The 24,908-nt window shown below is 65.5% G+C and carries 19 protein-coding genes; 6 read left to right on the top strand and 13 right to left on the bottom strand.

Features of this window, described 5'->3' with window-relative positions; genetic code table 11:
• Nucleotides 1–12: 12 nt before the first annotated feature.
• Nucleotides 13–819, bottom strand: coding sequence for a hypothetical protein (locus E1748_RS21950; RefSeq protein ID WP_133649240.1), 807 nt, complete (start codon nt 817–819; stop codon nt 13–15).
• 227 nt (nt 820–1,046) lie between these two features.
• The gene (locus E1748_RS21955) at nt 1,047–2,429 is read right to left on the bottom strand and encodes an NCS2 family permease (protein ID WP_133649241.1); all 1,383 of its coding nucleotides are present in this window, start codon (nt 2,427–2,429) and stop codon (nt 1,047–1,049) included.
• 448 nt (nt 2,430–2,877) lie between these two features.
• Between E1748_RS21955 and E1748_RS21960 the strand changes: the two genes are divergently transcribed.
• The 3 genes from E1748_RS21960 to E1748_RS21970 are packed head-to-tail and all read left to right on the top strand — an operon-like array spanning nt 2,878 to nt 5,871.
• Complete coding sequence (locus tag E1748_RS21960; protein ID WP_133649242.1) at nt 2,878–3,927, top strand: PRC-barrel domain-containing protein; 1,050 nt, start codon at nt 2,878–2,880, stop codon at nt 3,925–3,927.
• Nucleotides 3,924–5,198 carry an MFS transporter gene (locus E1748_RS21965; RefSeq protein ID WP_133649243.1) on the top strand — a complete coding sequence of 425 codons (1,275 nt, stop codon included), beginning with the start codon at nt 3,924–3,926 and terminating at the stop codon, nt 5,196–5,198. The genes E1748_RS21960 and E1748_RS21965 overlap by 4 nt, the downstream gene beginning before the upstream one ends.
• A 58-nt stretch (nt 5,199–5,256) precedes the next feature.
• Nucleotides 5,257–5,871, top strand: a complete 615-nt coding sequence (locus E1748_RS21970) for a nitroreductase family protein (protein WP_133649244.1) — start codon at nt 5,257–5,259, stop codon at nt 5,869–5,871.
• Between the two features lie 237 nt (nt 5,872–6,108).
• Here E1748_RS21970 and E1748_RS21975 read toward each other — a convergent pair whose 3' ends face one another.
• Nucleotides 6,109–6,999, bottom strand: a complete 891-nt coding sequence (locus E1748_RS21975; protein WP_133649473.1) for a LysR substrate-binding domain-containing protein — start codon at nt 6,997–6,999, stop codon at nt 6,109–6,111.
• A gap of 106 nt (nt 7,000–7,105) precedes the next feature.
• On the opposite strand from E1748_RS21975, the gene E1748_RS21980 reads away from it, so the two are divergent.
• Nucleotides 7,106–7,846, top strand: a complete 741-nt coding sequence (locus tag E1748_RS21980; protein WP_133649245.1) for an SDR family NAD(P)-dependent oxidoreductase — start codon at nt 7,106–7,108, stop codon at nt 7,844–7,846.
• A gap of 36 nt (nt 7,847–7,882) precedes the next feature.
• On the opposite strand, the gene E1748_RS21985 is transcribed toward E1748_RS21980, so the two are convergent.
• A complete protein-coding gene (locus E1748_RS21985) occupies nt 7,883–8,776 on the bottom strand; it encodes a LysR family transcriptional regulator ArgP (protein ID WP_133649246.1) in 894 nt (297 codons plus the stop codon).
• A gap of 140 nt (nt 8,777–8,916) precedes the next feature.
• Between E1748_RS21985 and E1748_RS21990 the strand changes: the two genes are divergently transcribed.
• Nucleotides 8,917–9,549, top strand: coding sequence for a LysE/ArgO family amino acid transporter (locus E1748_RS21990; protein WP_133649247.1), 633 nt, complete (start codon nt 8,917–8,919; stop codon nt 9,547–9,549).
• Nucleotides 9,550–9,638: 89 nt separating this feature from the next.
• Complete coding sequence (locus E1748_RS21995) at nt 9,639–10,544, top strand: LysR family transcriptional regulator (protein WP_133649248.1); 906 nt, start codon at nt 9,639–9,641, stop codon at nt 10,542–10,544.
• Between the two features lie 36 nt (nt 10,545–10,580).
• Here the strand turns inward: E1748_RS21995 and E1748_RS22000 are convergent, their stop codons facing one another.
• From E1748_RS22000 to E1748_RS31820, 9 genes are all read right to left on the bottom strand, one after another.
• Complete coding sequence (locus E1748_RS22000; protein WP_133649249.1) at nt 10,581–10,778, bottom strand: hypothetical protein; 198 nt, start codon at nt 10,776–10,778, stop codon at nt 10,581–10,583.
• Nucleotides 10,779–10,822: 44 nt separating this feature from the next.
• A complete protein-coding gene (locus tag E1748_RS22005) occupies nt 10,823–11,728 on the bottom strand; it encodes an endo alpha-1,4 polygalactosaminidase (protein WP_133649250.1) in 906 nt (301 codons plus the stop codon).
• Between the two features lie 51 nt (nt 11,729–11,779).
• The gene (gene pelG / locus E1748_RS22010) at nt 11,780–13,153 is read right to left on the bottom strand and encodes an exopolysaccharide Pel transporter PelG (protein ID WP_133649251.1); all 1,374 of its coding nucleotides are present in this window, start codon (nt 13,151–13,153) and stop codon (nt 11,780–11,782) included.
• Nucleotides 13,153–14,766, bottom strand: coding sequence for a GT4 family glycosyltransferase PelF (pelF, locus tag E1748_RS22015; protein WP_133649252.1), 1,614 nt, complete (start codon nt 14,764–14,766; stop codon nt 13,153–13,155). The genes pelG and pelF overlap by 1 nt, the downstream gene beginning before the upstream one ends.
• On the bottom strand, nt 14,763–15,788 hold the full coding sequence (locus E1748_RS22020; RefSeq protein WP_133649253.1) for a tetratricopeptide repeat protein: 1,026 nt from the start codon (nt 15,786–15,788) through the stop codon (nt 14,763–14,765). Before E1748_RS22020 ends, pelF begins: the two co-directional genes overlap by 4 nt.
• 31 nt (nt 15,789–15,819) lie before the next feature.
• Nucleotides 15,820–17,277 (bottom strand): PelD GGDEF domain-containing protein, encoded by a 1,458-nt coding sequence (locus tag E1748_RS22025; RefSeq protein ID WP_133649254.1) that lies wholly within the window; start codon nt 17,275–17,277, stop codon nt 15,820–15,822.
• Nucleotides 17,278–17,311: 34 nt separating this feature from the next.
• Entirely contained in the window at nt 17,312–17,872 is a 561-nt protein-coding gene (locus E1748_RS22030) for a penicillin-binding protein activator LpoB (RefSeq protein WP_133649255.1), read from the bottom strand.
• A gap of 89 nt (nt 17,873–17,961) precedes the next feature.
• Nucleotides 17,962–21,918, bottom strand: a complete 3,957-nt coding sequence (locus tag E1748_RS22035) for a tetratricopeptide repeat protein (RefSeq protein WP_240766721.1) — start codon at nt 21,916–21,918, stop codon at nt 17,962–17,964.
• Complete coding sequence (locus E1748_RS31820) at nt 21,908–24,700, bottom strand: bifunctional glycoside hydrolase/polysaccharide deacetylase family protein (RefSeq protein ID WP_420819347.1); 2,793 nt, start codon at nt 24,698–24,700, stop codon at nt 21,908–21,910. Before E1748_RS31820 ends, E1748_RS22035 begins: the two co-directional genes overlap by 11 nt.
• Between the last annotated feature and the right edge of the window lie 208 nt (nt 24,701–24,908).

Below are 24,908 nucleotides of genomic sequence, written 5' to 3' on the forward strand. Positions count from 1 at the left end.
TTACGACCGCGCTCAAGCCTTCGCCTCTCCAGACTCATCACCGCCCTCGGCCACAGCAAAGCGCCCCTGCACGGCAACGAGTTGATCGTCAGTAGTCGCGACCAGCCACAAACGCGCATGCTCGACGAGATAGCGGTTGTGGTCTTTCAACGGCCCCAACGTCGCAGCCGCCTTCCAGACCACCGGACCCATCCGGCTTTTTCTGCCCGACGGCGCCCCCACCAGCAAGCAATAAGGCCCAAGCGGCAACGATACGAACGGTAGCGCCGGACTCGTGCGCACACGCCAGTCGATAAACGGTGTCTCGCTGATCAGCAACGGCGCGGGCAAGCCGTAGAGCACACTGAAATCGTACAACGCGAGTTGCTCGCGCATGCCGACGTAAATCCGCCGGATGTCCTCGACCACCGCCGCGCGGATTTCATCGTCGAACATCGCTTCCTCGGCGTAGCGTGCCGACGCGGCCCTGGCTTCCGGCTGATACGCACTGAACAGCCCGAGCGCGAGGCAGTCTTCCACCGCGCGCTGGACTTCCGCCGCGGAGCCGGCTTCTTCCGGCTTGCCCAGTTGCGCGGCTTTCAGGAATCGCGCGAGTCCCGCTTCCTGGATCGCGGGGCCGTGCACGGATGCATCGTCCTGAGCGTCCTTGTCGAGCGGCACGTAGATATATTCTTCCGCCGCGAAGTGCGACTTCTTGCCTTCATCGAACTTGACCACGCCATCGGTGCAATCCAGATAGCGAGTGCCCACCCGGCCGTGCTCCCAAACCCAGTTCTTCAGAAACGGACGTAACGGATGCAGCCTGTCTTGACCAGTCATTGAACTCTCCAGAGAGCGTTCAGTATAGAGTCAAGTGGCTGTGGATCGCGTTAAGGGATGAGGTCGTTGACCCATCTGTATCGAAGCGGCTAACCGGCCCCGCTCGCTGAGCGAAGGCCGGCAGTGTCGACAAGTGCGAAGGTTTTTTGCGGCCTGTTCGAACCCGGACCCGATGCACCGGGCCACAGGTTCAACTTAAACGTGAACCAACAGGTCGCCGTCAGGCGTCAGATCGCCCACCCACCCAGATAAAACGCCGCCAGCACAACCGCAATGGCCACCGTCCCGACGTTCAGCTTGCGATACTCACCGCTCACAACACGCCCGATCACCAGCGTGCAGAACCCCAGCATGATCCCGGTGACGATATTCGCCGTCAGCACGATAAACACCGCGCAGACGAGCCCCGACATCGCGTCGACCATATCGTCCATATCGAGCTTGCTGACGCTCGACAGCATCAACAGACCGACGTACATCAGCGCGGGCGCCGTCGCATACGAAGGCACGAGCCCGGCGAGCGGCGAGAAGAACATCACGACGAGAAACAGCAGCCCGACGACCGCAGCCGCCATCCCCGTCTTCGCACCGGCCGCAACGCCGACCGTCGATTCGATATACGCCGCCGCCGGCGCACCGCCGAGAAAGCCCGAGAAAATCGAGCTCAGCGAATCGGCGGTCAACGCACGGCCGCCGTTGATGATGCGTCCATTAGCATCGAGCTGACCCGCTTGCCCCGCGACTGCGCGGATCGTGCCGGTCGCGTCGAACACGGCGGTCATCACGAGTGCGAGCACGCTCGGCAGCACGGCGAGCGACAACGCGCCCTTGATGTCCATCGCACCGATCAGCGATGCGTGTCCCGGCGCGCTCAGCGACGGCAACGCGAATATGCCGTGATACGACACCGCCGGATCGATCAGCAGCGCGATCGCCGAGATCGCGACGATCACGATCAGGATCGAGCCCGGCACACGACGCCGCACGAGCCCAAAGATTGCTGCAAGCCCTGCAACCGACATCAACGCAGGCAGCGACGTCAGATGGCCGAGCGACACCGGCAGTCCCGGTCCCGGATTCTTCGTCACGAGGCCGACGTCGTTCGCGGCGATCAGCAGCAGGAACAGCCCGATGCCGATGCCCGTGCCGTGCGCGACACCCGTCGGCAGATTGCGCAGGATCCACGAACGCACGCCCGTCACCGAAATGCCGGTGAACACGATGCCCATCAGAAACACCGCGCCGAGCGCGACAGTCGGATGCAGTCCCTTGCCGAGCACGAGGCCAAAAGCAGTGAATGCAGTGAGCGAGATCGCGCAGCCGATCGCGATCGGCAGGCGTGCCCAGATGCCCATCAGCAGCGAGCCGAACGCGGTCGTCAGGCACACAGCGACGAACACCGCGCTGGTGTCGAAGCCGGCCTTGCCGAACATGCCCGGCACGACGAAGACCGAGTAGACCATCGCGAGAAACGTCGTGACGCCCGCGATGATTTCCTGGCGTTGCGAGCTGCCGCGCGCACTGATTTCGAAATAGCGGTCGAGCAGCCCCTGGCTGTCGAACGGTTTTGCGCCGACCTCGGCGAGTGGTTGGGCGTGGGGTTCCATCATGGCGAGTGCCTCCTTTATCAGCATGCTGAAACGGCGCGTGGGCCGTCGTCAGGGTTCGTCTCTTTGCGGTTGGTATGGTGTCGTCCCGGCACGATGACCGGGCCGGCGCGCAAAGCGCCGTTGTCTTTTTGACGTCACGAAGAGTAGGCGAACGCGTTCATATGTCCCATCGCAGGGACGGCATGCCTGACATGTCGGCGGGCTTATATCACGGGTACATGGGGGGAAGACGGCAGCGCGGCGGTGTTTACACCTATGCTTGCAGCGTGCGCGGACGGTGTTTCGAACTACGCAAGAAATGTCGGGGTGACCTGACGAGAACCGCAACGATGGTGCTCAAGGCACGCGTTGAAGCAGTCCATCGACCCCAGCAGGTTACACTTCCGGCTATCGATCGATCAATACCGCGACGCTGCAGTTGCGCCGCGCGGCCATGGAGCACCTCTTGATGAGCGGCGGTTTTTCACGTCCAGCGTTGCGTCTTCCTGTTTCCGCCGCCCATGCGGCTCTTGTCGCCCTTCTCTTCCTCGTCGCGTTCGCGCTGTCGGGGTGCGGCCTCTTTCCCACGCAGCAGAAGCCCGCGCTGATCACCGACGCCTCCATCAGTCCGGTCGAGCCCGCACTCGAACCGGAGCCCGCGTCCGAAGCCGAACCCGAGCAACCGGACACGAGCGGTCACGACGTACCGAAGAAACCGAAGCGCCCGATCGTTCGACCGCGCAAGCCCGAACCCGCCCCGGCCCCGCCGGCGCCTCCTGCACCGCCGCCCACGCCCGCGCCGATCATCACGACGCGTGCAATCGAACGTAACCAGATCCGCGCGCTGCTCGACAGCGAAGTGCAGCGCCGCGACAACAAGGTGATCGGCCGCGCGGTCGATCTGATCGTCGACGCGAGCGGCAAGCCGCGCGACATGGTGGTCAATCTGCAGGGCTTTCTCGGCATCGGCGACCGCAAGGTGAGCTTCCCGTGGAGCGTGTTCCGCTTCACGCCCGGCGTGAAGGGCGCGTCGATCACGCTCGATCTGCCGCCCGGCAAACTGCCGCCCGCCGATCGTCCGAAGCCCGCCGCCGCGATGGCCGCCCCGCTCACCGGCGCGACGCCGGTACCGACGCCGCCCGGCCAGTTGCCGCTGCTCGACACGACGCTCGAGCGACCGAACGGCGCCGAAGTGGGCCGCGTGGTCGACGTGCTGATCGACGGCAGCGCACAGCCGCAGGCCGTGGTGCTCGACGTGAGCGGCATGGTGAGCACGGACCGGCGCACGATTGCCGCGAACTGGTCGGCGCTGCGCTTCGTGACGAAGAACAAGGCGGTACACGCGCTGCTCGATCTCGACGAAGCGCAGATCAAGGCATCGCCGGTGTACGCATCCGACAAGCCGATCCAGGCCGTCTCGCCCGTCACGGCCGCGCCTGCGCCGGCCGCTGCATCCGCCACGCAACCCGCCACCGGGTCGGCCACGCCCGCCGCCTCGCCGGCGAAGGCCACGCGATGACGAGCCGCCTGATGGTCAACGCACGCAGCCTTCGCTCCCTCGACTGGCTCAACTTTTTCGTCGCCAACGTACAGACCGGCTTCGGCCCCTTCATCGCGTCGTACCTCGCGTCCCACAAGTGGACCCAGGGCGAGATCGGCATGGTGCTGTCGGTCGGCACGATCAGCGCGATGGTGAGCCAGGTGCCGGGCGGCGCCGCCGTCGACGCGCTGAGGAACAAGAAAGGCGCGGCCGCGTGGGCGATCGTCGCGATCATTCTGAGCGCGGTGCTGCTCGCCACCAGTCCGACGGTGCTGCCGGTGATCGCCGCCGAAGTCTTCCACGGCTTCGCGAGTTGCATGCTCGTGCCAGCGATGGCGGCGATCTCGTTCGCGCTCGTCGGCCGCCAGGATCTCGGCGACCGGCTCGGCCGCAACGCGCGCTGGGCATCGATCGGCAGCGCGGTTGCGGCCGGACTGATGGGCCTGTTCGGCGAATACTTCTCGGCGCGCGCGGTGTTCTGGCTCACCGCCGGGCTCGCGTTGCCCGCGCTCGTCGCGCTCGCGATGATCCAGAGCGAGTACACGTCGACACCCGCGAAGCCGAAGATCCAGCCGAAGGCGGATGCCAACATGCTCGGCGAACGCGAGACGCTGTTCGAACTGCTGCGCGATCGTCGGATGCTGACCTTCGCCGCGTGCATCGTGCTGTTCCATCTGTCGAACGCGGCGATGCTGAACCTCGCGGCCGGCGAAGTCACCGCGGGCATGGGCGACAACGTGCAGCTCGTGATCGCCGCGTGCATCATCGTGCCGCAGGCGATCGTCGCGATGCTGTCGCCGTGGGTCGGACGCACGTCGCAGCGCTGGGGACGCCGGCCGATCCTGCTGATCGGCTTCTCCGCGCTGCCGGTGCGCGCGCTGCTGTTCGCGGGCGTCAGCAGCCCGTACCTGCTGGTGCCGGTGCAGATGCTCGACGGGATCAGCGCGGCGGTGTTCGGCGTGATGCTGCCGCTGATCGCAGCCGACGTCGCAGGCGGCAAGGGACGCTATAACCTGTGCATCGGGTTGTTCGGCCTCGCGGCAGGCATTGGCGCGACGCTCAGTACGACGGCGGCGGGCTTCGTCGCCGATCACTTCGGCAACGCGATCAGCTTCTTCGGCCTCGCGGCTGCGGGTGCGCTCGCAGTGTTGCTGGTGTGGCTCGCGATGCCCGAGACGCGCGATGCAGCCAGCGCGGAGGAGAAGGCTGCGCCGACGCCTGCGGCGGAGTCGGCGAATCAGGTGCATTAGCGAATAACAGGTAATCGGATCGACGAGTGCATCGCCTTTGCGCAAACCAGGAGTTCACGTGAATTCGACAACAGGCGGTAACACTGCCACGGGTGAACTGGAGAACCTTCTTTCCGGCAGACGTAGCGTCAGATCCTATACCCAGGAAGAGGTCAGCCTCCGCGCGATCAGGAGGATTCTTGCCGCCGCCCAGCGCATTACTTCCGTCGACGGAAAGCGCACAGCACCTTCGGCCCATGCGCTTCATCCGTTGGCACTCTTCCTTGTCGCTGTCCGAGTCGAAGGACTTGAACGTGGCATGTATGCCTATGCAGTCGATGAAGGGAGACTGCATAAGGTGGGCGACACGCCAGCACATGGAGCGTTGCTGTCGGCGTCGCTGGCCGGCGACAGCTTTCTGGAAGAGGCACCGGCCGTCGTGGTGGTTGCCGCCCGCATCGATACGGCGATCCGTCATTTCGCCGAGCAGCAGCCCGATGGAAAGCGTGGTGTCCGCTATGTGGATTTCGAAGCGGGTGCGTGCACGCAGAACATGTATCTGGCGGTTACGGCGGAAGCTTTAGGCGCGGTCGTGGTGATGGGCTTCGATGACGATCGAATGAAGACCGTATTGAAACTGCCCGCCGACCTCGCTCCGATTGCGCTGTTTTGCGTGGGTCACGCGCAGACGTAGACCGGTCGACGCGACGGACACCGGGCGTTGTCCTTCAATCGATGTAATCAATCGAGAAAATCCGCCGCCCGCGTGTGCAGCATTGCTGCCGAAATCGTCGAGCTAACCGATCGACAGCCGCCAGCTCTGCCAGTACAGATACGGAAGAGAAGGCTGCGCCGACGCCTGCGGCGGAGTCGGCGAATCAGGCGCAGTAATCGCAGCTGCGATAACTGCACCACTCGCGCAGATGCCCGCTTAAATCCGCAGCGGAAGCGCCGCCGCAAAAAACTCGGTGACGCGACGCACACGTGCCGGTACGAACCGGCGCTTCGGCCACACAATGCTCACGTCCCTGACGTCGTCGATGAACGCGTCGAGGATCGTGAGCACGTCCGGATGCCGGAGTTCGTCGGCCAGCGAGACCTTCGCGAACAGGCCGATCCCAACGCCCGCCAGTACACCCGCACGTATCGTTTCGACCGAGTTGGACGACAGATTTCCACTCACGGTCACACTGAACCGGCCTTCGGGGCCGACGAACGGCCAGTCCGCCGACTCCATCAACCCGCCGTACAACAGACAGTTGTGATCGACGAGATCGGCGGGCGTTTTGGGCATGCCGTGTTGTTCGAAATAGCGACGCGATCCGACGCAGACGAGCGGCGTGCCGGCCACGCGCCTGACGACCGTATCGAGTTCGTCGACGGTGCCCACCCGGATCGCCAGATCGATCCGGTCTTCGGTCATGTCCCGCACGAAATCCGATAGCACCAGATCGACCTGAAGGCCCGGATTCGACGACAACAATTCGGGGATCAGCGGCAGCACATGAAGGCGGCCAAACGTCGACGACGCAGCGATCCGGATCAGGCCCGAGACCTCGAACGTGCTGCTCGACAGCTCGGTGTCGGCCTCGTCCATTTCATCGACCAGCGGCTTCGTCCGGTCGTAGTAGCGTTGTCCCTGATCTGTCAGCGTGACGCTGCGCGTGCTGCGATTGAACAGCACCACGCCGAGACGTTTCTCCAGCGCGACGATGGCTTTGCTGATAGCCGATTGCGACTCGCCGGTGCGACGCGCGGCAGCGGAAAAACCGCCCGCTTCGACGACCGCGATGAAGGCGTTCAATTCGTGAAACCGATCCACGACCAATTCCTCTCGAGAATAGAGCCTATGCAAGATTAGCCGATTATCATTCCCGAAAGCGGCAACTACCATGCTTCTGTCAATCACGAACAGACAGAAGGTTTTCATGTCCACCCTCGCAGGCAAAAACGCCGTCATCAGCGGCGGCACCACCGGTATCGGTCTCGCGATCGCTCAACGCTTCGTCGCCGAAGGGGCTCACGTTTTTATCTTCGGTCGCCGGCAGGCGCAGCTCGACGAAGCGGTCGCACTGATCGGCCGCAACGTCACCGCAATTCAGGCCGATGCGGCGAATCTCGATGACCTCGATCGTGTCGCCGCGACCGTCAGGGAACAGAAGGGTACCGTCGACATCGTCGTGTCGAACGCAGGCTATACCGAGCAGGCTCCGATCGACACGCTCACACCCGAGCATTTCGACAAGGCATTCAACCTGATGGCCCGCGGTCCCGTTTTCCTCGTGCAGAAACTGCTGCCGATGATGAAGGGCAGCGGATCGATCATCCTCGTCTCTTCGGCGATGCACCTGATGGGTATTCCCGGCCACACCGCGTACGCGGCGACCAAGGCGGCGCTGCGTTCGTATGCGCGCACGTGGGCGGCGGAATTCAAGGATCGCGGTATTCGCGTCAACCTGCTGAGCCCCGGCGTCACCGATACGCCGATCCTCGATTCGCAGTCGGCCACACGCGAAGATCTGGTGAACTTTTACCGGAGCATGGTGCCGATGAACCGGCTCGCCCGCGCCGACGAAATGGCCAGCGCTGCCCTCTTTCTCGCGTCCGACCAGAGTTCGTACGTGACGGGTTCGGACCTGATGGCCGATGGGGGTGTCGGTCAGGTGTGAGCTGGCGATCGAATGGCGGCGTGCATCAATCGAGAATCAATCGAGAAAATCCGCCGCCCGCGTGCGCAGCATCGCGCCGAAATCGTCGAGCCAGCCGATCGACAGCCGCCAGCTCTGCCAGTACAGATCGACGTCGATGGGGCGGCCCGGCCCCATGTCGACGAGTTCGCTGGTCGCGAAATGCGGCGCGATCATCCGCTCCGGACACATGCCCCAGCCCAGCCCCGTCACGCACGCGCGCAGAAAACCCGCGACGTGCGGAATCCAGTGCACCGGCGGATCGAGTTCCGCGCGCGTGATACGGCGCACGAAACGCTTCTGCAGTTGATCCTTCGGATTGAAAACGATCGACGGCGCGCCGCGCAGCGCTTCGCGTGTCACGCCGTCCGCGAAATGGCGTTCGTAAAACGACGGCGAGCACACCGCGCGATAGCGCATCCGGCCGAGCCGCACCGACCGGCACCCCTGGATCGGCTCGGCCTGCGTCGTCACCGCGCCCTGCACGCTGCCGTCGCGGATGCGCTGCGCGGTGTGGTCCTGATCGTCGAGCACGAGATCGAGCAACGTGGAGCGTTCGACGCAGAAGTCGGCCACTGCATCGAGAAACCACGTCCCGACGCTGTCGTCGTTCACTGCGATGCGCAGCGTCGGCCACGCGCTTGCCTGAATGCCGGGCAATGCAGGCAGCCGGCCCGTGAGTTCCGCTTCGAGCAGTTGCACGCGTTCGGTATGACGGCACAGCAGCGCGCCGGACGCCGTCGCGATACACGGCTGACCGCGCTTCACGAGCACGCTGCCGACGCGCTCCTCCAGCAGCTTCACGCGCTGCGACACCGCCGACGGCGTGACGTTCAGCGCGCTCGCCGCGCGATCGAACGACCCGTATCGCACGACGGCCGCGAGCGCGTCGAGCAAGGCATAGTCGAGCATTAGCGTTCCTTAATCGGCGTTAGTCGAATTAGCTTCTCTTATTATCATCGATCCAGCAGACTGCGGCGAGTCCCCTCTTCGATCGATCGCAGTCCATGCTTTGGCACGCGACTCTGGTCCCACGTCTTACTGGATTACGTATGTCCTGGCTCGCTTTCTCTCACGGTGCGGCGCTGTGCGCGTCGCTGATCGTCACCATCGGTGCGCAGAACGCGCTCGTTCTGCGGCAGGGCATCATGCGCTCGCACGTCGGCAAGATCGTTCTGCTATGCATGCTGTCCGACTTTGCGCTGATCGCGGCGGGGGTCGGCGGTGCATCGGCGCTGATGGAGCGCTATCCGACGTTCGTGCGCGCGCTGCTGTACGTCGGGCTCGCGTACCTTGCGTGGTTCGGTTTGAGCGCGTTGCGTCGCGCGTGGCGGCCACGTCAGACTGGCCTGCACGTCGAGGCATCCGACGGCGTCGCGCCGCAACACGCATCGCATCAACGCGCAATGCCGATCGTGCTGACGACACTCGCGCTGACCTGGCTCAACCCGCACGTCTACCTCGACACGTTCCTGTTGATCGGCACGGCGGGCGCACGCGAACCACTCGACGAGCGCGCCGCGTTCGCGATTGGCGCAATGGCGGTCAGCGCGGTGTGGTTCATCGGCCTCGGCTACGGCGCTCGACTGCTCGCGCCGCTGTTCCGGCGAGCGGGCGCGTGGCGCGTGCTCGATGGGGCGATCGGCGGGATGGTGCTGTTTGTCGCGGTGACGCAGTTGCGATGACAGCGGCCAGGCTCACAAGGCGCACTCCACAACCCCCATCCGCGTAACGCCGTAAAATCGCCGCTTCAGCCGAGCGAGCGTTGCGCCCCATGGTCAATCCGACACACTTCGATCTCCACTCGCTGCGCGTCTTCCTGATGGTCGCCGAGTCCGGCAGCCTCACGAAGGCAGCGGAGCGCAGTCACATGACGCTGTCCGCAGTCAGCAAGCGAATCGCCGATCTCGAACGCGCGACCGATTGCGCGCTGCTCGTCCGGCAGCCGCGCGGCGTGGAATTGACGCCCGCCGGCAAGGGGCTACTCGCACACGCGACGCAGGTGCTCGACCAGGTGAACCGGATGGCCGGCGAGATGTCCGACTATGCGGTTGGCGTGCGCGGTCACGTGCGGATCTGGGCGAATACGTCGGCGATCGTGCAGTTCCTGCCGGTCGATCTGCAGCGTTTTCTCGCTGCGCATCCCGGCATCCGTCTGACGCTCGCGGAGAAGCTGAGCGGCGATATCGTCGAAGCGCTCGGCGACGGCCGCACCGATCTCGGCATCTTCGCGGACAACGTGCCCGCTCCGCTGATCGACAAACGCGTGTATCACCGCGACCAGCTCGTGTTGCTGGTGCCGCCCGATCACCCGCTCGCGGACGCCGAAGCAGTCGCCTTCACCGATACGCTCGACTACGACTACGTCGGTCTAACGGCGGGCAGTTCGCTGCTGCTGCGGATGCTCGATGCCGCGATCGCGGCCGAGCGCACGTTGCGTCTGCGCGTCCAGGTGAGCAGTTTCGACGGTATCTGCCGGATGATCGAAGCGGGTCTCGGCATCGGCGTGCTGCCCGAGGCCGCAGTGCGTCGCGAGATTCTCGCGGCGGGTCTGCGCGCGGTGCCACTCACCGACCCGTGGGGCATCCGCACGCTATGGATCGGTGCGAAATCCGGCCGCGAGCTGACGCCGGAGGCGACCAAGCTGTTCGATTTCATGTCGGAGAAAGCGGCGGATTGATCGGCTCAAGACACGTGTTGCGGCGTACCGTCCCGCTCACGCGTGCGGCAACACGAGTTCGTCGAAGCGAGACCGCATTTGCTCCAGCATCGCGACGCAACCCGGACGGAGTGGATTGCCGCACAGATTGAGACGCTTGATGTTCGGATTGCGGGCGAGCGCCAACGCTCCCGGGTCGCCGATATTGCAGTTGCGTACATTGAGCGACGCGAACTTGCCGCGCGAGAGGTGCATCGCGCCTTAGTTTTCGATGCCGCCGTTACCGTTCATCTACCGGTTCAAGGGGACGTCTGCTGACTCGCGCTGTCTGCCGCGTCCGCCCCCGCGCCAACCGTGCGCAGCGCCCCATCGGTCACATAAGGAATCAGCCCCGCCGCGCGAATTTTCTCGACGATCGTACGACGGCATGCAGCATCGTCCGGCGCGCAGTAGTCGATCGAAATCACCGGCAGTGCGTAGCGTTCGCGGATCGTCTTCGCCTGCGCGAGCAGCCAGTCGCGATCGTTCGCCGGTACGGCATCGTAGCGCTGGTTACGCTGATCCCAGTTGCCGAACAGCGATTCGAACGCGACCGCGGCCACGTCGTCATGCACCTGCGGCAGGATTTCGAAACCGCGATTCAGGATCAGTTGCGCCTGCGGATAGCGCGCCTTCACTGCGCGGATCACCGTGACGAGCCCGGCTTCCTGCTTCGCGCGCGCCGCATCGGTTTTTGCAACGAGCTGGTACGAGTCCAGCGTATCGAAAAAGAAGCCACGATAACCGCGCGCCCACAGCGGCCCGATTACCTTGTCGACGAAGAACGCGGGCCAGCCGGGCGCGGTCTGATCGACCACCGTCGATGCCCAGGTCGTATTGCGTCCGAGCAGCCATTGCTTCGGCATCGCGCGCGCGTAACTGCGTGCGTGCGTCACTTCGCCGACGCTCACGTACGCGTACCACGCGGGACACGGCGCACGCTGCGTACGCGGATCGAAACCACTGTCCGGTTCGACGACGACCGTGCCGAACTTCGCCAGCTGTTCGACGGGCACGTTCTCGCCATAGAACAACGCCACCGATTGCAGGTGCCCCGCCGCATCGCGACCGCACGCTACGGGTTCATCTGCGCGCGCAGTGCGTGCCCACAGCAGGCACAGCACAGCCACCGCGAGCACGGCTAAAGCGACGACAACAGAGACCATGGTCGACCGGCGTAAAGAATGGAATCGGAAGACGGACAGCAACGGTTCACCTCACTGGCGCAGCATATAGGTTTCATACTCGAGCCGGCTGAACTTGCGGTCGAGCAGCAGCACCGCCGCGACGTCGAGGATCAGCAGCGCGAGCGCGAAGCCGTAGCCGTACGCGTCGGGCGTCATCCACAGCGTGATGCCGGTCAGCAACCCATTCAGCACGACGAACCCGGCGCTCAACGCGACCACCGAACGGCGCGAGTCGAGATAGAAGAATACGTTCATCAAACCCAGCAGCAGCACCTGCAGGCTCGCAGCGATCACGTCGACGAGCAGCAGCGGCAGATACAGCGTCGAGATATGCAGCGCTTCGAGCAGCCAGTGACCGAACGCGACGATCAGCAGCAGCACGACCGCCTGCACCTTGACGATCTCGTACAACCCTGCCCGCACGCTGCCGACCATCATGTCGCGCATCTCGTTGATGTGATGCAGCGTCGCGCCGCTGCGCACCGCTTCGAAGAACGCATCGTAATACTCGACAAAATCCGCCTCGATCCGTACGAGGAACGTTGCCATGCCCGGCATCACGCACACATACGCGATAAACACCGGGATATCGTAGATCACGGACGCATGCAGCGGACCGATCACCTGCGAGCCGGTGCCCGGCGAATACCAGAACATGAATTTGTCGAGCCACACGCCAAGATTGAACAGCAGCCCGACGAGCGCGAGGCTCGGGTACGCGAAACGTCGGTTGAGCGCATCGAACGCGATGAAGCGCTCGCTGCTGTAGTTCCGGTAGATCAACCCCGACAACCCTGCGTACAGCACCAGATGCCCCGCGACAAAGCCGCCGAGCAACCCGGCGATCCCGTGCCGGTTCAGCAGCAGCGCGAACGCGACCGTGCAGCCATAGCCGACGAGAAACACCAGCAGGATCTGCCGGTACTGCTTGACGCTCGACAGGAAGATCACTGCGATCCAGATGTTGCTGACGACGACGAACCCCGCCACCATCAGCACGCGATACACCAGTGGCTCGCCGCGAAACCCGAGCGCGACCGCGATAAAGCCGACGAGCCCCGATGCCGCAGTCGCGACCAGCACGATGCCGTTGTAGTTCGAAAGTACGAGGTCTTCGCGCTTCTCGAACAGGCGGTCGGAGATGAAGCGCGTGAACGACAGCTGCAACGGTCCAGTCAGGATCAGGCTGCCCGCGATCAGATAAGTCACCGACACCTGGAACTGCACGATCGCGTACTTCGGAATCACGAACGCGAGACTCAATATACCGATGATCAGAATGCCGAAGATCGACAGGATCAGCGGACCGGAACTGATCAGCCCCGCGTACGCATACGCGCGCGCGACGCCGAACAGCGTCTGCTGCCGGAGGATCTTGCGCAGTTCGAAACCGATGCCGGCCATCAGCGGGTCTCCTGCGTGGGGGTACTCGAAGCGTGATGCACGGGACACCCTGCTCCACGCGCGCCGCGCGCATCGTGCGGACGGTCGGGTGCCGTGGTCAGTGCGTCGTACAGCGTGCGGTACTGGTCGATCATTTGAGTACGCGTATAGAAGCGTCGCACGCGCGCGATGCCGGCCTGCTGCGCGGCTAGCCAGCGAGGACCATCGCCAAGCAGGTCGAGCACGGCCTGTGCGAACGCGGCCGGGTTCGCGATCGGCACGACCGCACCCGCGCTGCCGAGCGCACGATCCTCGTCGTCGAGCCCTTCGATCAACTGACGGCACGAACCGACGTCGGTCGTGATCGACGGCACGCCGGCCGCAAAGCCTTCCAGCACGACGAGCGGCAGCGCTTCGCTGATCGACGTCAGCGCGATCACGTCGACCTTCGGCAGAATCGCATCGATGCGCTGAAAGCCGAGAAAGCGCACGTTCTCCGCGAGCCCGAGACTCTGCGCGAGCGCGTGGCATTCCTGTGCGTAGGCTGGATCTTCTTCTTCCGGCCCGACGATCCACCCTTCAAGATCCGGCATCGTCCGCGACGCGATGAAGATCGCGCGAATGAACGTCTTGATGTCCTTGATCGGCACGACCCGGCCGATGAGCGCAACGACGCGGCGCGGACCGTCGACGCGCTGCGCGATCAGCGGCGCGAGCCCGTCGACGTCGACGCCGTTCGGAATGTTGCGCGTGCGCTCCGCCGCCGCGCCGTCCGCGATCTGCCGGCGACGGTTGGTCTCGTACAGCGCGACGATTTCGTCGGCGGCGTCGTACGCGAGCTTGCCGAGCGCTTCGAAGAAACGCACCCACAGCTCACGGAAATAGCTGATCTTCGAGATGTCGCGCTCGAACGCGCCGCGGTTGTCGCGAATCCACTGGCTTTGCAGCAGATCGATCTTGCGTTCCTTGGTGTAGATCCCGTGCTCCGACACGAGCAGCGGACGACCCGTCCGGTAATGCAGCAGCGCCCCCAGAAAACCCGCATAACCGGTCGACACCGTGTGATACACGCGCGCCGGCGGCAACGCGCGTGCGATCCGCGCGAGCTGCCACAGCGGCTTGTGCATGATCCGCACGGTCCAGAAGTAGTCGGTGAACGACGGGTCCGTGCAGTAGCGGTGATACTGATCGACGATGAAATTCCACGCCGCGCGGCTCGCAGTGAACTGCCGCTCGTTCAGTGGTCCGTCGTCGCCGATCAGTTGCACCATGTCGGCCATCAGCGCAGCGGGATTTTCATCGCCGTGGCCACGCCATGCGTCGTGCAACGCGGCCGATCGCGCGAATGCGGCGGCATCGCCGGGAATTTCGCGTCGGGTGCCGATGTCGGCGGGCGTGTCGCCGTACAGGTAATGCGCTTCGAAATGCACGACGTTCGCGGGCAGCTCGTACGCGGCACCGCGATAGTCCTCTTCGCGGCTACCGATGAACGCGATCGCGAAACGGATCTGCGGGTACGAGCGGATCATTTCGTTGACCCAGCTCGACACGCCGCCGCGCACGTACGGGAACGTGCCTTCGAGCAGCAGGCAGACATCGGCATCGTCGGCGCGACGGATCAGGGATGGGTTCATGACGACCAGTAACGCACGACGGGTTTGAGAACGGGCAGCGCGGCCGCGTTGCCGAGCGACGCGAGCAGCTCCGACACGCGCCGGTAGTCGCCGCGCAGGAACGCGGCTTCGGCGAGCCACGGCACCAGGCGCTCGCGCGGAAAGCCCTGCGCGAACGCGCTCGCCATGTACTGCGTGGCCGCGTCCGCATCGCCGTTCGCCAGCGCGAGACGGCCGCGCACGAGCCACAGCGCGGCATCGTCGGTATGAATCGCGAGCGCGGCCTGCGCGTGGCGGTCGGCCTGTTCGAGCGTGTGCCTGTAGACCGCTCCTTGAACCAGGTTCTGATAGACCAGCTCGAAGTGCAGCTCGGCGAGACGGCGATGGATCGCGTGACGTTGTGCATCGTCGTCCGCTTCGTCGAGCGTCTGCGTGGTCTGGAAGATCTTCTGCATGATCTCGTTCTCCGCGCGGTCGAGCGTGCCGTATGCGATCAGCCGCACGTCCTCGATCGGATCGGCGAGCAGGTCGCGCAGCAGCGTGCCGGTCGTGCGCGTCGGCATGCTCTGGATTGCGACCAGTGCGGACAGTCGATCGGACGCGGCCACCTGGGTATTCACGAGACGCGCCTGCAGACGCGCACCGCCGCCATGCGACACGCGCGACACCAGGTACGTGACGAACTCGGGCACCGGCACGTCGGCGAGCGTGTCGTCGTCGCGCTTCGCGGGCCACCACGCGGCCCACGCGCAGCTTGCCAGCACGACGAGGCCGCCACCCACTGGCACGAACGTGCACGCGAGCCATAGCGCTGCGAATGTCCATACGCGAGGCTCGCGATAGCGCAGGGGTAGCGCGAGCCGGAACAGCGCGGCCTGCGCGGCGCCGCCTGCAATTGCTGCTGCCGACACGGGCCAGAAGGGATCGATAGACGCTTCACGCCCACGCGCGAAATACATGAGCACCACGTATTGCAGCGCGGCCACGACCGCGACGCCGACGAGCGCAACGAGCACGAGCAATGCCATCGACAGCGTCGACATGACTGTCGCGTCAGCGGACGTGGAAGCGGGCCTAGACATCGACGCCGCTTCGCTTCAGAAACCGCTGCAACGCGAGCCCCGGTTCGAGGCTGCCAAGATGCAGAGTGTGCACACCAATCCGCGCCCCCTCGAGATCGAGACTGAACTGCGCCGCCAGGCTCGACTCGATCCGCGCAAGGTAACCGTCGACGCCGGTCGTATCGGTCGCGGGCATCAGGTTCACCAGCACCGACTGGGTCGGTGTTTTCAGCGGCCACATCAGGTCGAGCGCGCGGCGTCGACGGACGACGTGCTCGAAGAACGAATCGCCGGCCTCGTCGTGCGGAAACACCAGCGCGACCAGCGACGATGCAATCCCCACCTCGCGTTGCAGACGCGTGAGGCGCCCGAGATCGAGCGCGAAATCGTACGGGCAGTTCGGCACTGCCGCCAGCACGTCGCGCACCAGATGCGAATGCTCGACACCGTCTGCGTAATAGCCGAGCAGCACGAGCAGCAATTGCAGGTTGTCGAAGTTCAGCGACAGGAACGGCATGCGACGGATCGCGAGCATCGCGATCAACCGGCCGTCTGCCGACACCAGCGGCGCACAGACCAGCAGCCGTGTGTTCGGCGACACCGGTGCGCCGTCGTCGGTTTTCAGATGCGCGACGCTTTTCGTTTCGAGCGCACGCGTGACGAGGTCGTCACGCGGATCGAAGTCGAAACCATCGCCGAGCCGCGCAACCGGCTCGCGCGCCAACCGCGTACCGTTCACCGGATACAGCGCCGCAACTTCGATCTGGCAGGCCTGCGCGACGAACTCGAGCAGTTCGCGCGCGCCGGGCAGCGCTTCACTGCCAGCGCCCGTATCGCTACGCGCAACCGCAGGCGGTACTTCAAGCCCATACGCAACCGACAGACGACGCAGCTCGGTGATCGAATCGCGCAACGTCGTCGGCTTCGACAGCAGATCCTTTTCGAGCCGTTCGTGCGACAGCCGCATCAGGTAGTGGCTGTTCGTGATCGCGACGAGCCGGTCGTTCAGGTAATCGTTGATCGCGTTCGCACGGCTCGCGCGACTACCCCACGTATCACCGAAATGGCCCGCGACGATCGTTTGCAGCAGGCCACCGGTGAAGAACAGCAGCGGCCATTCGGCGCCAGCTGCCGGCGAGAGCCCATGAGCATGCAGCAGCCATGCGCCGATCACGAATGCGTCGGCGAGCAGTCCGAGCAGCGTCCCGTAACGCAGCGCGACGATCAGCGGAGCGAACCACAGCCACGGAAACCCCGTATGCAGCAGCAGCGGATCGTTGTGATCGAACGCCCATGCGAGCGCCAGCACGATCAGCATGAACACCGCTGTCTCGACCACCGACATCGGCCGCGCGGCAGCCGGCGCGATAAAGCGGCGCACCGCGCCGAGATTGCCGAACGGATTCGCGTAGCGCGATTTGGCCGAAACCCCGGCCGAAGCCCCGGTCGACGATGCGTTAGCGTGGTTCACGGCGCCCTCCCCGTCAGATGTCGCGACGTGCGGATCACGAGCGCGATTGCGTCGGACGAAGCGGCGCAAGCAACCCGCCGATCAGCGAGCCCGCGACGCTCGACAGGCTCGAACGGCTCCAGCCGCTCTTCGTACCCGCCGCGCTCCACACGACCTTGCCCGACTCGACGTCGACCAGTTCGAACGTCAGCCCCGCAACCGGCTCACCGTCGACGCCGACCTTGTAGCGCCATTCCTCGACCGCCCCCGCGAGCACGTACTTCACGTGCTGCTCGCGCGCCCACGCGAGACGCCGCTCGCCGGTATCGCGCTGCGCGGTGTCGAACATCGCGTTGCCGGAGCCTTCGACGGGTGCGATCCGCACGTCGGTCAGACCGTTTGCGCGCAGCACGTTCGCCGCGATGGCTGCTGCGCTGCCGCCGGCCGCCGGCGTTTCGGTGAAGTTCGCGATCGGCGCGATCGCGACTGCATCGTTCGCGGCAAGCGACGGTGCGGCCGTCTGACGGATCGACCCGCAACCGGCGAGCAGCATCGCCGACGCGGCCAGCGCCATCGACCAGTGGATAAAACGGGACCCTCGATTCACTGTGTTCATCGAACCACTCCTCAGTCACATCACATCGTTGTCTGCTTCACGTCGTCGGGCCTGTCGCTGCCCGCCGCTTTATTGCTTCAATTGATGCTTCAATAAAACCAGTTGTAACGCGCGCCGAGCACCGTCACCGGCGTGCCGATCTTCGACACCCGCTGATGCTCGACGAACAGCGCCGCGTGATCGCCGCCGAACACCGTTCCCGCGATGCCCGCGCTGACCTCCGGCCCCCATCCCTGAATCGAATCGTGCACGATGCCGACGTCGAGAAACGGTCGCCAGCGATGCGTGTACTGCTCGCGCAGATCGTTGCCGAAGCCGGCGAACAAGCCGTACTGCGAATACGTCGCCGGAATGAAGTTGCCGGCTGTGGCCGGTTGATCGGTAGCGGGTAGCAGCGACGAGATCAGCGAATCCGCGTGGCCGCTCGCACCGTAGTCGCCATGAATACCGACGAGCCGCACCGTGTAGTCCGGATACGCGGTGCGAATCCGGTAGCTCAACTGCGCAGTCGACAGCACGCCGCTGCCGAGGTACGTGCGCGCCTGGCTGTAGAAGCGGTCCGCCTCGACGCTGCCCGACATCGTGATGCGTTCGCCGAGCTGCCACGTCAGGTCGGCAATCGCGTTGTCCTTCATGCCGCCCACGCGCAGTGTCGGCAGTTCGTCGGCGATCTGGTTGCGGCCCGCGCGCACGCCGAGCTGCAACGGCGAGTTGCGTCCGAACTCGGCGCCGATCCCGAACGTATAGAAACTGTCGAGCGCTTCGCGACGGCCGCCGTTAATCGTGAACGCGGTATCGAGCGTCTGACGGCGCGCATAGACGTTCACCGAGCGATCCACCGACGGCACGCCGACGAGCTGCGACACATCGGTCGAACGCTGGAAGTCCTGTGTGCCGGTCACGCCGATCATGTAGTGCTCGGCAATCTTGCGGCTGCCCGCGATCGTCTGCTCGATATAGTCGAGCGGATGTTCGACGTAGCTCGTCACCGTCGCATCGAGCGATTGCGGCCACGCGAGCGCGTTCTCGACGAGCCGTCGATGCATCTCGGTGTCGTCGGGTGCGCCGTCGAGGCCGTCGAACGCGAGCGCTTCCGCCTGCGCCGGATGATCGATAGCGACCGTCGCATCGATCCGGTCGTAGCGCGGCAGACGTGTGCCTTGCGCGAGCAGACGCTGCATCGTCGCGACGTCGTTGTCGGCGAGTGCGACGGTCAGCTGCGCGGCGGCCGGCTGCGCAAGACGGTTCACCGCCTGCAACGCGAGCCAGCGTTTCGCGAGCGGATTCGCTTCGTGCGACAGCGCCCATGCAACCGCGACGTCGCGTGCAACTGCGGCACGTAGCTGGCGGTCGTTGTCGAGCGCGGCAGTCGTTGCCTTGGACATGTGCTTCGACACGTCGAGCGGCGGCAGCCCGTGCGTATCGCCGAGCCGTGTGCGACGTTCGCGCACGACGTCCGCGCGGGTCGCATCATCGTTCAGCAGATCGTCGAGCAGTGCAGCGGCCGTGTCCGCATCCGCGAAGTCACCCGCGAGCGCGACGCGGCGGCTGCGCAACTGCATCCGCGTCTCGGCGTCCTGCGATGCGCGCGTGCGGGCCGTGCCGCGCGCGGTCGTCTGCTTTGTTTGTTGCGTGCCATCCGCGCGCATCTGCAACCACACCTTGCGACGGATCGACCACGCGAGGTCGGACCGCCCCGCCATCTCCTGCGCATCAGCATAGGTCAGCAGCCACAGCGGATCGCGCGACATCAGCACGGACTGACGACGCAGGTATTCGAGCGCATCGACGGGGCGGTTCAAACGCAGCTCCGCCGCCGCGTACGGTCCCCACAGCGGCGCGCTCTGCGCGGCCGTCGTGCGCCAGCGCACGAGCGCCGCACGCAGCTCGGCATCGGTGCCGTAATCGACGAGCGTCCACAGCAATGCGGCATCGAGATCCGCCGACGCGCCCGGCAGATCGACCGCGCGTTGCAGGTCATGCAGCGCATCGAGCGGACGACCGGTCTGCCGCTCGTATTCCGCACGCACGCCCAGAAAACCCGGCGACGCTTCGGCGGCCGCGCGTTCCTGCGGCGTGAGACCCGCGAGCAACGCGTCGATGCGTTCCATCGCGCCGGCATCGGTGTAATAGTAGACCGCTTCCTGCAACGCACGCACCGTGTGATCGCGCTGATAGCGCAGCTCGGAGATGCGGCCCGCGTCGATCGGATACGCGTCGTAGAAGTACGCCATGTCGCCGAGGTCGTCGGGCGTGGCGTCGCCGCCCGCGAGCAGATGACGGTACGCGTCGTGCGCCGCATCGTCGCGTTGCAGCAGCCGCGCGAGTTCGCCGTAGTTGCGCCAGAACACGGTGTCGTCGTTTTTCGCGACGTGGCTCGCCGCTGTCATCGCCGCGAGTGCGCCGGCGTAGTCGCCGTCGCGGTACAGCACGCTCGCCGTGTGCAGCGCGTAGCGCGGATTGCCGGGGTCGCGCTGCTGCAACCGTCGATACATCGCGAGCGCCTTGTCGTCGTGACCCGCACGTTCCGCGAGCGCGCCGGTGCGTTCGTCGAGTGCGTTCGCCTCGCCGCCGCGCGGCAGGTTTTCGAGGAACGCGATCGCATCGTCGGGACGGCCCAGGCGTTCGTACGTCGCGGTGACCAGGTCGACGAGCTTCAGATCGTCCGGCGTCGCGCGCGCACTGTGCAGCAGCGCGGCGAGGTACGCATCGTCGTCATCGAGCATCGGCGCGATGCGCAGCACGTTCTGCCAGCCGAGCGGATCGTCGGTGGCGCGTGCGTATTGCAGCCAGGACTTCAGCGCGAGATCGGGGGACTTGTTCCACTCGGCGACCTGCGCGAGGCGCTTTTGCCACAGCGTCGATTGCGGGTCTTTTGCTAGCTGTGCCTGCGCGATTTTCTGCGCGCTCGATGGGTCGGACGATTCGAGGAACGATTGATACAACAGATCGGCTACGTCAGGCGTTACGGTCTTTGCTGCCGGTTGTGCGGGCGTGACGCGGATCGTGTGAGTGGTCGAAGCGACGACCTTGAGCACGCGCACGCGGTCGTACTGAGGTCTGTAGTTTGCCGATGCTGCGCGCAGGGCGAGTGCGAGTGGCATTGGGCCGTCGCGGTAGGCGTATGTCGGTGGCAAATGTGCGGGCACGCGCATCGGCGCGCCGAGTCGACCATCAGGCACCCTGTACGCGATCCCGCTAAACCCCGCCCGCCGCGCGAGCGCCTTCGCATACCGCTCGACTAGATCCGGCCTCTGCGCCGCGCGCGCGAGATTGAGCAGCGCGACGAGCGTCGCCTGATCGTCGATCAGCGTGTCGCTCTGCCGCTGCGCGACGGCGATCGCGTCAGCGGTCAGGTTGCCCGCCTGCAATGCGTGAATGCCTTCGATAAAGCAATGCCGCTGCGCATCCAGCGTCGGTGCATCGGCCTCGCGACGGAACCAGCTGTCGGCCGCCTGCCGGTAATCGCCGGTCTGCAGCGCGTAGCGCGCAACCTCCGCGTCCCACTGGTCCCGATGCGCGACGTCCTGCTGCGCGAGCCGTGCGTAGAAGCGCAATGCGAGCGCGGGCGCATCGACCGACGCCGCGTACTGCGCGAGCCACGCGAGATCGTGACTGGACCAGTCGAGCGCGGCCGCATCGGCGACCTGCGCGCGCAACGCATCGAGCGACGCCGCGCGACGCGGATCGTCGGCGGGCATCGCGAACGTGCGCTGCTGTGCGATCGCGAGCCGCAGACGCATCGCATCCTGGCGCATCCGCGCGGACGGCTGCGCGTCCATCCGCTGCACGATGCGGCTCGCGTCCGCGAGACGGCCGAGCGAGACGTACTGCGCACCGAGCATCGACAGGAATTCTTCATCGCGCGGCCGCACCTTCAGCCACGCTTCGAGGTACGCCGCGCTCAGATCGCTCGGCGCACCGACCGTCGCCATCCGCTCGCGCAGGCCACCGCGCGGCGCGACCGCGTAGCAGGTCAGCAGCACGACGCCCGCCAGCAACAGCACGAGCCACAGCGGAACGATGCGCGGACGGTTATCGACCACAGTAGATCTCGACAGGCTGATAACGCATCGGCTCAACCGGGTTCGCTGCGGTATCGAAACGCAGATACGCGCCGTCGCGTTTCGTAGCGACCTGTTGCCCCGCGACCTGCACACTGCAGCTCTGCGCGTTGGCCAGTTTCACGAACGGCTGGTAGTAGCCGCCGAATTCGAAATCCAGATGCCCGGGGGTGCGTCGAAAATGCCGGACGAAACCATTGGCTTCCGCGATGTACGGCACCGTGTTCTCGCCGTACGCAGCACCCGACGCCGAGGGAAAAACCACGCGCGCCGCACCGTCGGCGATGTGCACGTAAGTGCCGTCCGGGCCCGCTGCATAACCGGTCACACCGGACGACGCGAGCAGGTTCGGCGCATCGTTGCGCGGCCAGTGCAGTTCGCGCACGTTGCCGTTGCCGCGCACGACCCACGCGCCACCGATCATTTCGCGCGCGACCGCGAAGCTGCGCCAGTCGAGCACCTTGTGCGTGTAGTCGGTGATGTAGACCGGCAGCACCGGCTGCTTCAGCACCGTCGAAAAAATCTGGTCGAGTGCGCGCAGCGATGCGATCTTCGTGCCGCTGTACATGTGGTAGTACACGTCGATCGGCTTGAAGCGCAGCGGCCGGTCGGTCATGTCGTAGGTTTCGAGTACCTGCGTGAAGCCGTAGAACGGACCGAGCCAGTTGTTCGTGTAGACGTTCTCGTCCTGGTTCGGCGCATACACCTGGTACGCGCCCGGCCCCTTGTCGACACCGATCGGTGCGATGTGCGTCCAGCTGTTCGCGGACTTGCGGATGATCGTGTCGCCGCCGTTGATGTTCTGCACGCCGGCTTCGTACGCCTTGCGCACTGCGATCGCGGGCGGTTCGCAGTCGCCGGGCCATTGCAGCACTTCGGTGCGCTTGCCCGGCGGCGCGAGACGCGAATTGATGTAGTCGATCGAGCCGGTGATCTCGCGATCGAGGTTGAACGTGTAGCCCGGAATGTTCAGCGAGAACGCGGTGTCGCCGCCATTTCCACGATCCACACGATCGACCCGCGTGCCGGTCGTCAGATCGAGGTCGGCCATCTGGAACGGATGCGAGTACGTATGCGAGCCGATCTGCACATACGGCAGCGCGAACATCTGACGCGCGAGCGCTTCGAGGCGCGGCGAAATCTTCGGATACAGCCCGCTCGGACCCACTTCGCCTTCGATCACCGACAGCGTCATCGGCACCTTGTAGCGCGTGAAAATCTGCTGATACAGCGCGTCGCCGGAATAGTCGGCGCCGGGAAACTCCGCGCGCGACGCATAGCCGTCGCCGTCCACGTGCGTCATGAACAGACGCCGGCCGTTCTCGGTCGTCACACTCGGCGACGGCATCGGCACGAGCCGCAGCGCGGCGCTCATGAATGCGATCGGCTGGATCGCCCAGCGCGTCTGGCCGATGCCGTTCAGCGACACGATCGTGTGCGGGCTCAGCGTGTAGCCGCCCCACGGCGTGATCGCAGCGGCATCGACGGTGCTGCCCGACGCCGTGAGGCGCAGCAGCGGCCTGCTCCTGTCGCCTACATGGATACCGACGAGATCGCGTGCATCCGGCTTCGGGGCGATCTCGAAGCCCATCATCGGATCGTGCACGACGACGCCGACCGGCCCCGCGAACGGGCCCGGCACCGGCTGCAGATCGAGCGCTGCGCCCTCCTGCTCCGCCGCGTCGAAGCCGAACTGGCCCATGAACGCGACCGGCACGTGGTCCGCGATGCGCGCGTCGATCCAGCGCTGCCACGTCGCGGGATCGACCGGGTCCGCGCCCTCGATCCATGCGACCACGCCCGCGTAGCGGTCGGGCGTGATGTCGGCGGGCAGCGGCGCGTTCAGGTCCGCGTACTCGACGTCGTAGCCGAGGTAGTTGAGCGGCGTCGCGAGGTTGCGCACGCCGAGCGTTTCGTCGAGCGGCTGGTCGGCGTCGCGGTTCTGCACGATCAGTACCTTGCGCGGCAGCACCTCGATCGAGCCGATGCCGACCACGTCGCGTGCCGCGCTGGTGACGTACGGCTTGACGCCCGTCGCGATGACTTGCGCAGCCATCGCGCGCGCACATGCGCGGTCGGTGCGCGGACAGATTTCGATCGACAGCACCGGCACACCGGTCTGCGATGTGAACGCGTGCGCCGCGTCGCCGCGCGCGGTGCGATCCGCTCCCGACACGTCGCGCACCGAACGCGGGTCATTGCCGTCATCGCCATCCGGGAAACCACGCACGAGCGGCGGCCCGAGCACGGCGTACAACCCGCGTGCATGCGGTAACGCCGCGCGCAACGCATCCGCGCCGCCGACGATCAGCTGCACGTCCGGATGCGCCGCGCGGATCGCATCGATCGACGCGATCGCATCGGGCGTGTCGAGTTCGAAGCCTCGATAGCCGCGCTGCCACAACGGCTCGATGCGTTGCGCGACGAATGCCGAAGGATCGAGCGCCGTGCCTGCCTTCGACACTTTCGCGAACCAGATCGTGTGCGCGAGCGGATGCGTCGACGGATCGAAACCGCGCGACGGGTTCAGCACGACGGCGTCGAAGGCCTGCAGCAGCGCGACGGGCGGTTGCGGGCCGTCGAAGAACGCGACGTTGCGGCGCAGGGGTTCGGGGCGTCCGGCCTGGGTCTGCGCTTGTGTCTGCGCCTGCGGTTGAGTCAGCGTCTGCGTCTGTGCAAACGTGAAGGTCGGCGCGAACGTCGCGGCAAGCGCGAGCAGCGCGATCAGCGCATTCGCGACCATTTCGTCTAGCGCCATGCGCATGGTCGCGATGGCGAGTCCTCGTCGGGCGTTCTTCAAGTCGTATCGTTCCGGACGTGTCGCGGCGCCCGCGCGGATTCGCGCGGCGCGGCGGGCAACAGGATTAGCGGGTCGCGTGAAGCGTCGAGGTGCGCGGTCGCCTCGGCGAAATCGTCACGCGCCGCGCGTGACCGCCCGATCGGCGAACCGGCGAAGTCGCATCCGGGGACAA

Source organism: Paraburkholderia flava, from assembly GCF_004359985.1.
GTDB classification, from domain to species: Bacteria; Pseudomonadota; Gammaproteobacteria; order Burkholderiales; family Burkholderiaceae; genus Paraburkholderia; species Paraburkholderia flava.

Excerpts from the sequence above, each read along its gene's own strand:
- E1748_RS21950 (WP_133649240.1), bottom strand. The coding sequence starts at position 819 with ATGACTGGTCAAGACAGGCTGCATCCGTTACGTCCGTTTCTGAAGAAC.
- E1748_RS21965 (WP_133649243.1), top strand. The coding sequence starts at position 3,924 with ATGACGAGCCGCCTGATGGTCAACGCACGCAGCCTTCGCTCCCTCGAC.
- E1748_RS21995 (WP_133649248.1), top strand. The coding sequence starts at position 9,639 with ATGGTCAATCCGACACACTTCGATCTCCACTCGCTGCGCGTCTTCCTG.
- E1748_RS22005 (WP_133649250.1), bottom strand. The coding sequence starts at position 11,728 with ATGGTCTCTGTTGTCGTCGCTTTAGCCGTGCTCGCGGTGGCTGTGCTG.
- E1748_RS21960 (WP_133649242.1), top strand. The coding sequence starts at position 2,878 with ATGAGCGGCGGTTTTTCACGTCCAGCGTTGCGTCTTCCTGTTTCCGCC.
- E1748_RS21955 (WP_133649241.1), bottom strand. The coding sequence starts at position 2,429 with ATGATGGAACCCCACGCCCAACCACTCGCCGAGGTCGGCGCAAAACCG.
- E1748_RS21980 (WP_133649245.1), top strand. The coding sequence starts at position 7,106 with ATGTCCACCCTCGCAGGCAAAAACGCCGTCATCAGCGGCGGCACCACC.
- pelF (WP_133649252.1), bottom strand. The coding sequence starts at position 14,766 with ATGAACCCATCCCTGATCCGTCGCGCCGACGATGCCGATGTCTGCCTG.
- pelG (WP_133649251.1), bottom strand. The coding sequence starts at position 13,153 with ATGGCCGGCATCGGTTTCGAACTGCGCAAGATCCTCCGGCAGCAGACG.
- E1748_RS21985 (WP_133649246.1), bottom strand. The coding sequence starts at position 8,776 with ATGCTCGACTATGCCTTGCTCGACGCGCTCGCGGCCGTCGTGCGATAC.
- E1748_RS21990 (WP_133649247.1), top strand. The coding sequence starts at position 8,917 with ATGTCCTGGCTCGCTTTCTCTCACGGTGCGGCGCTGTGCGCGTCGCTG.
- E1748_RS22020 (WP_133649253.1), bottom strand. The coding sequence starts at position 15,788 with ATGTCGACGCTGTCGATGGCATTGCTCGTGCTCGTTGCGCTCGTCGGC.
- E1748_RS22030 (WP_133649255.1), bottom strand. The coding sequence starts at position 17,872 with ATGAACACAGTGAATCGAGGGTCCCGTTTTATCCACTGGTCGATGGCG.
- E1748_RS31820 (WP_420819347.1), bottom strand. The coding sequence starts at position 24,700 with ATGCGCATGGCGCTAGACGAAATGGTCGCGAATGCGCTGATCGCGCTG.
- E1748_RS22000 (WP_133649249.1), bottom strand. The coding sequence starts at position 10,778 with ATGCACCTCTCGCGCGGCAAGTTCGCGTCGCTCAATGTACGCAACTGC.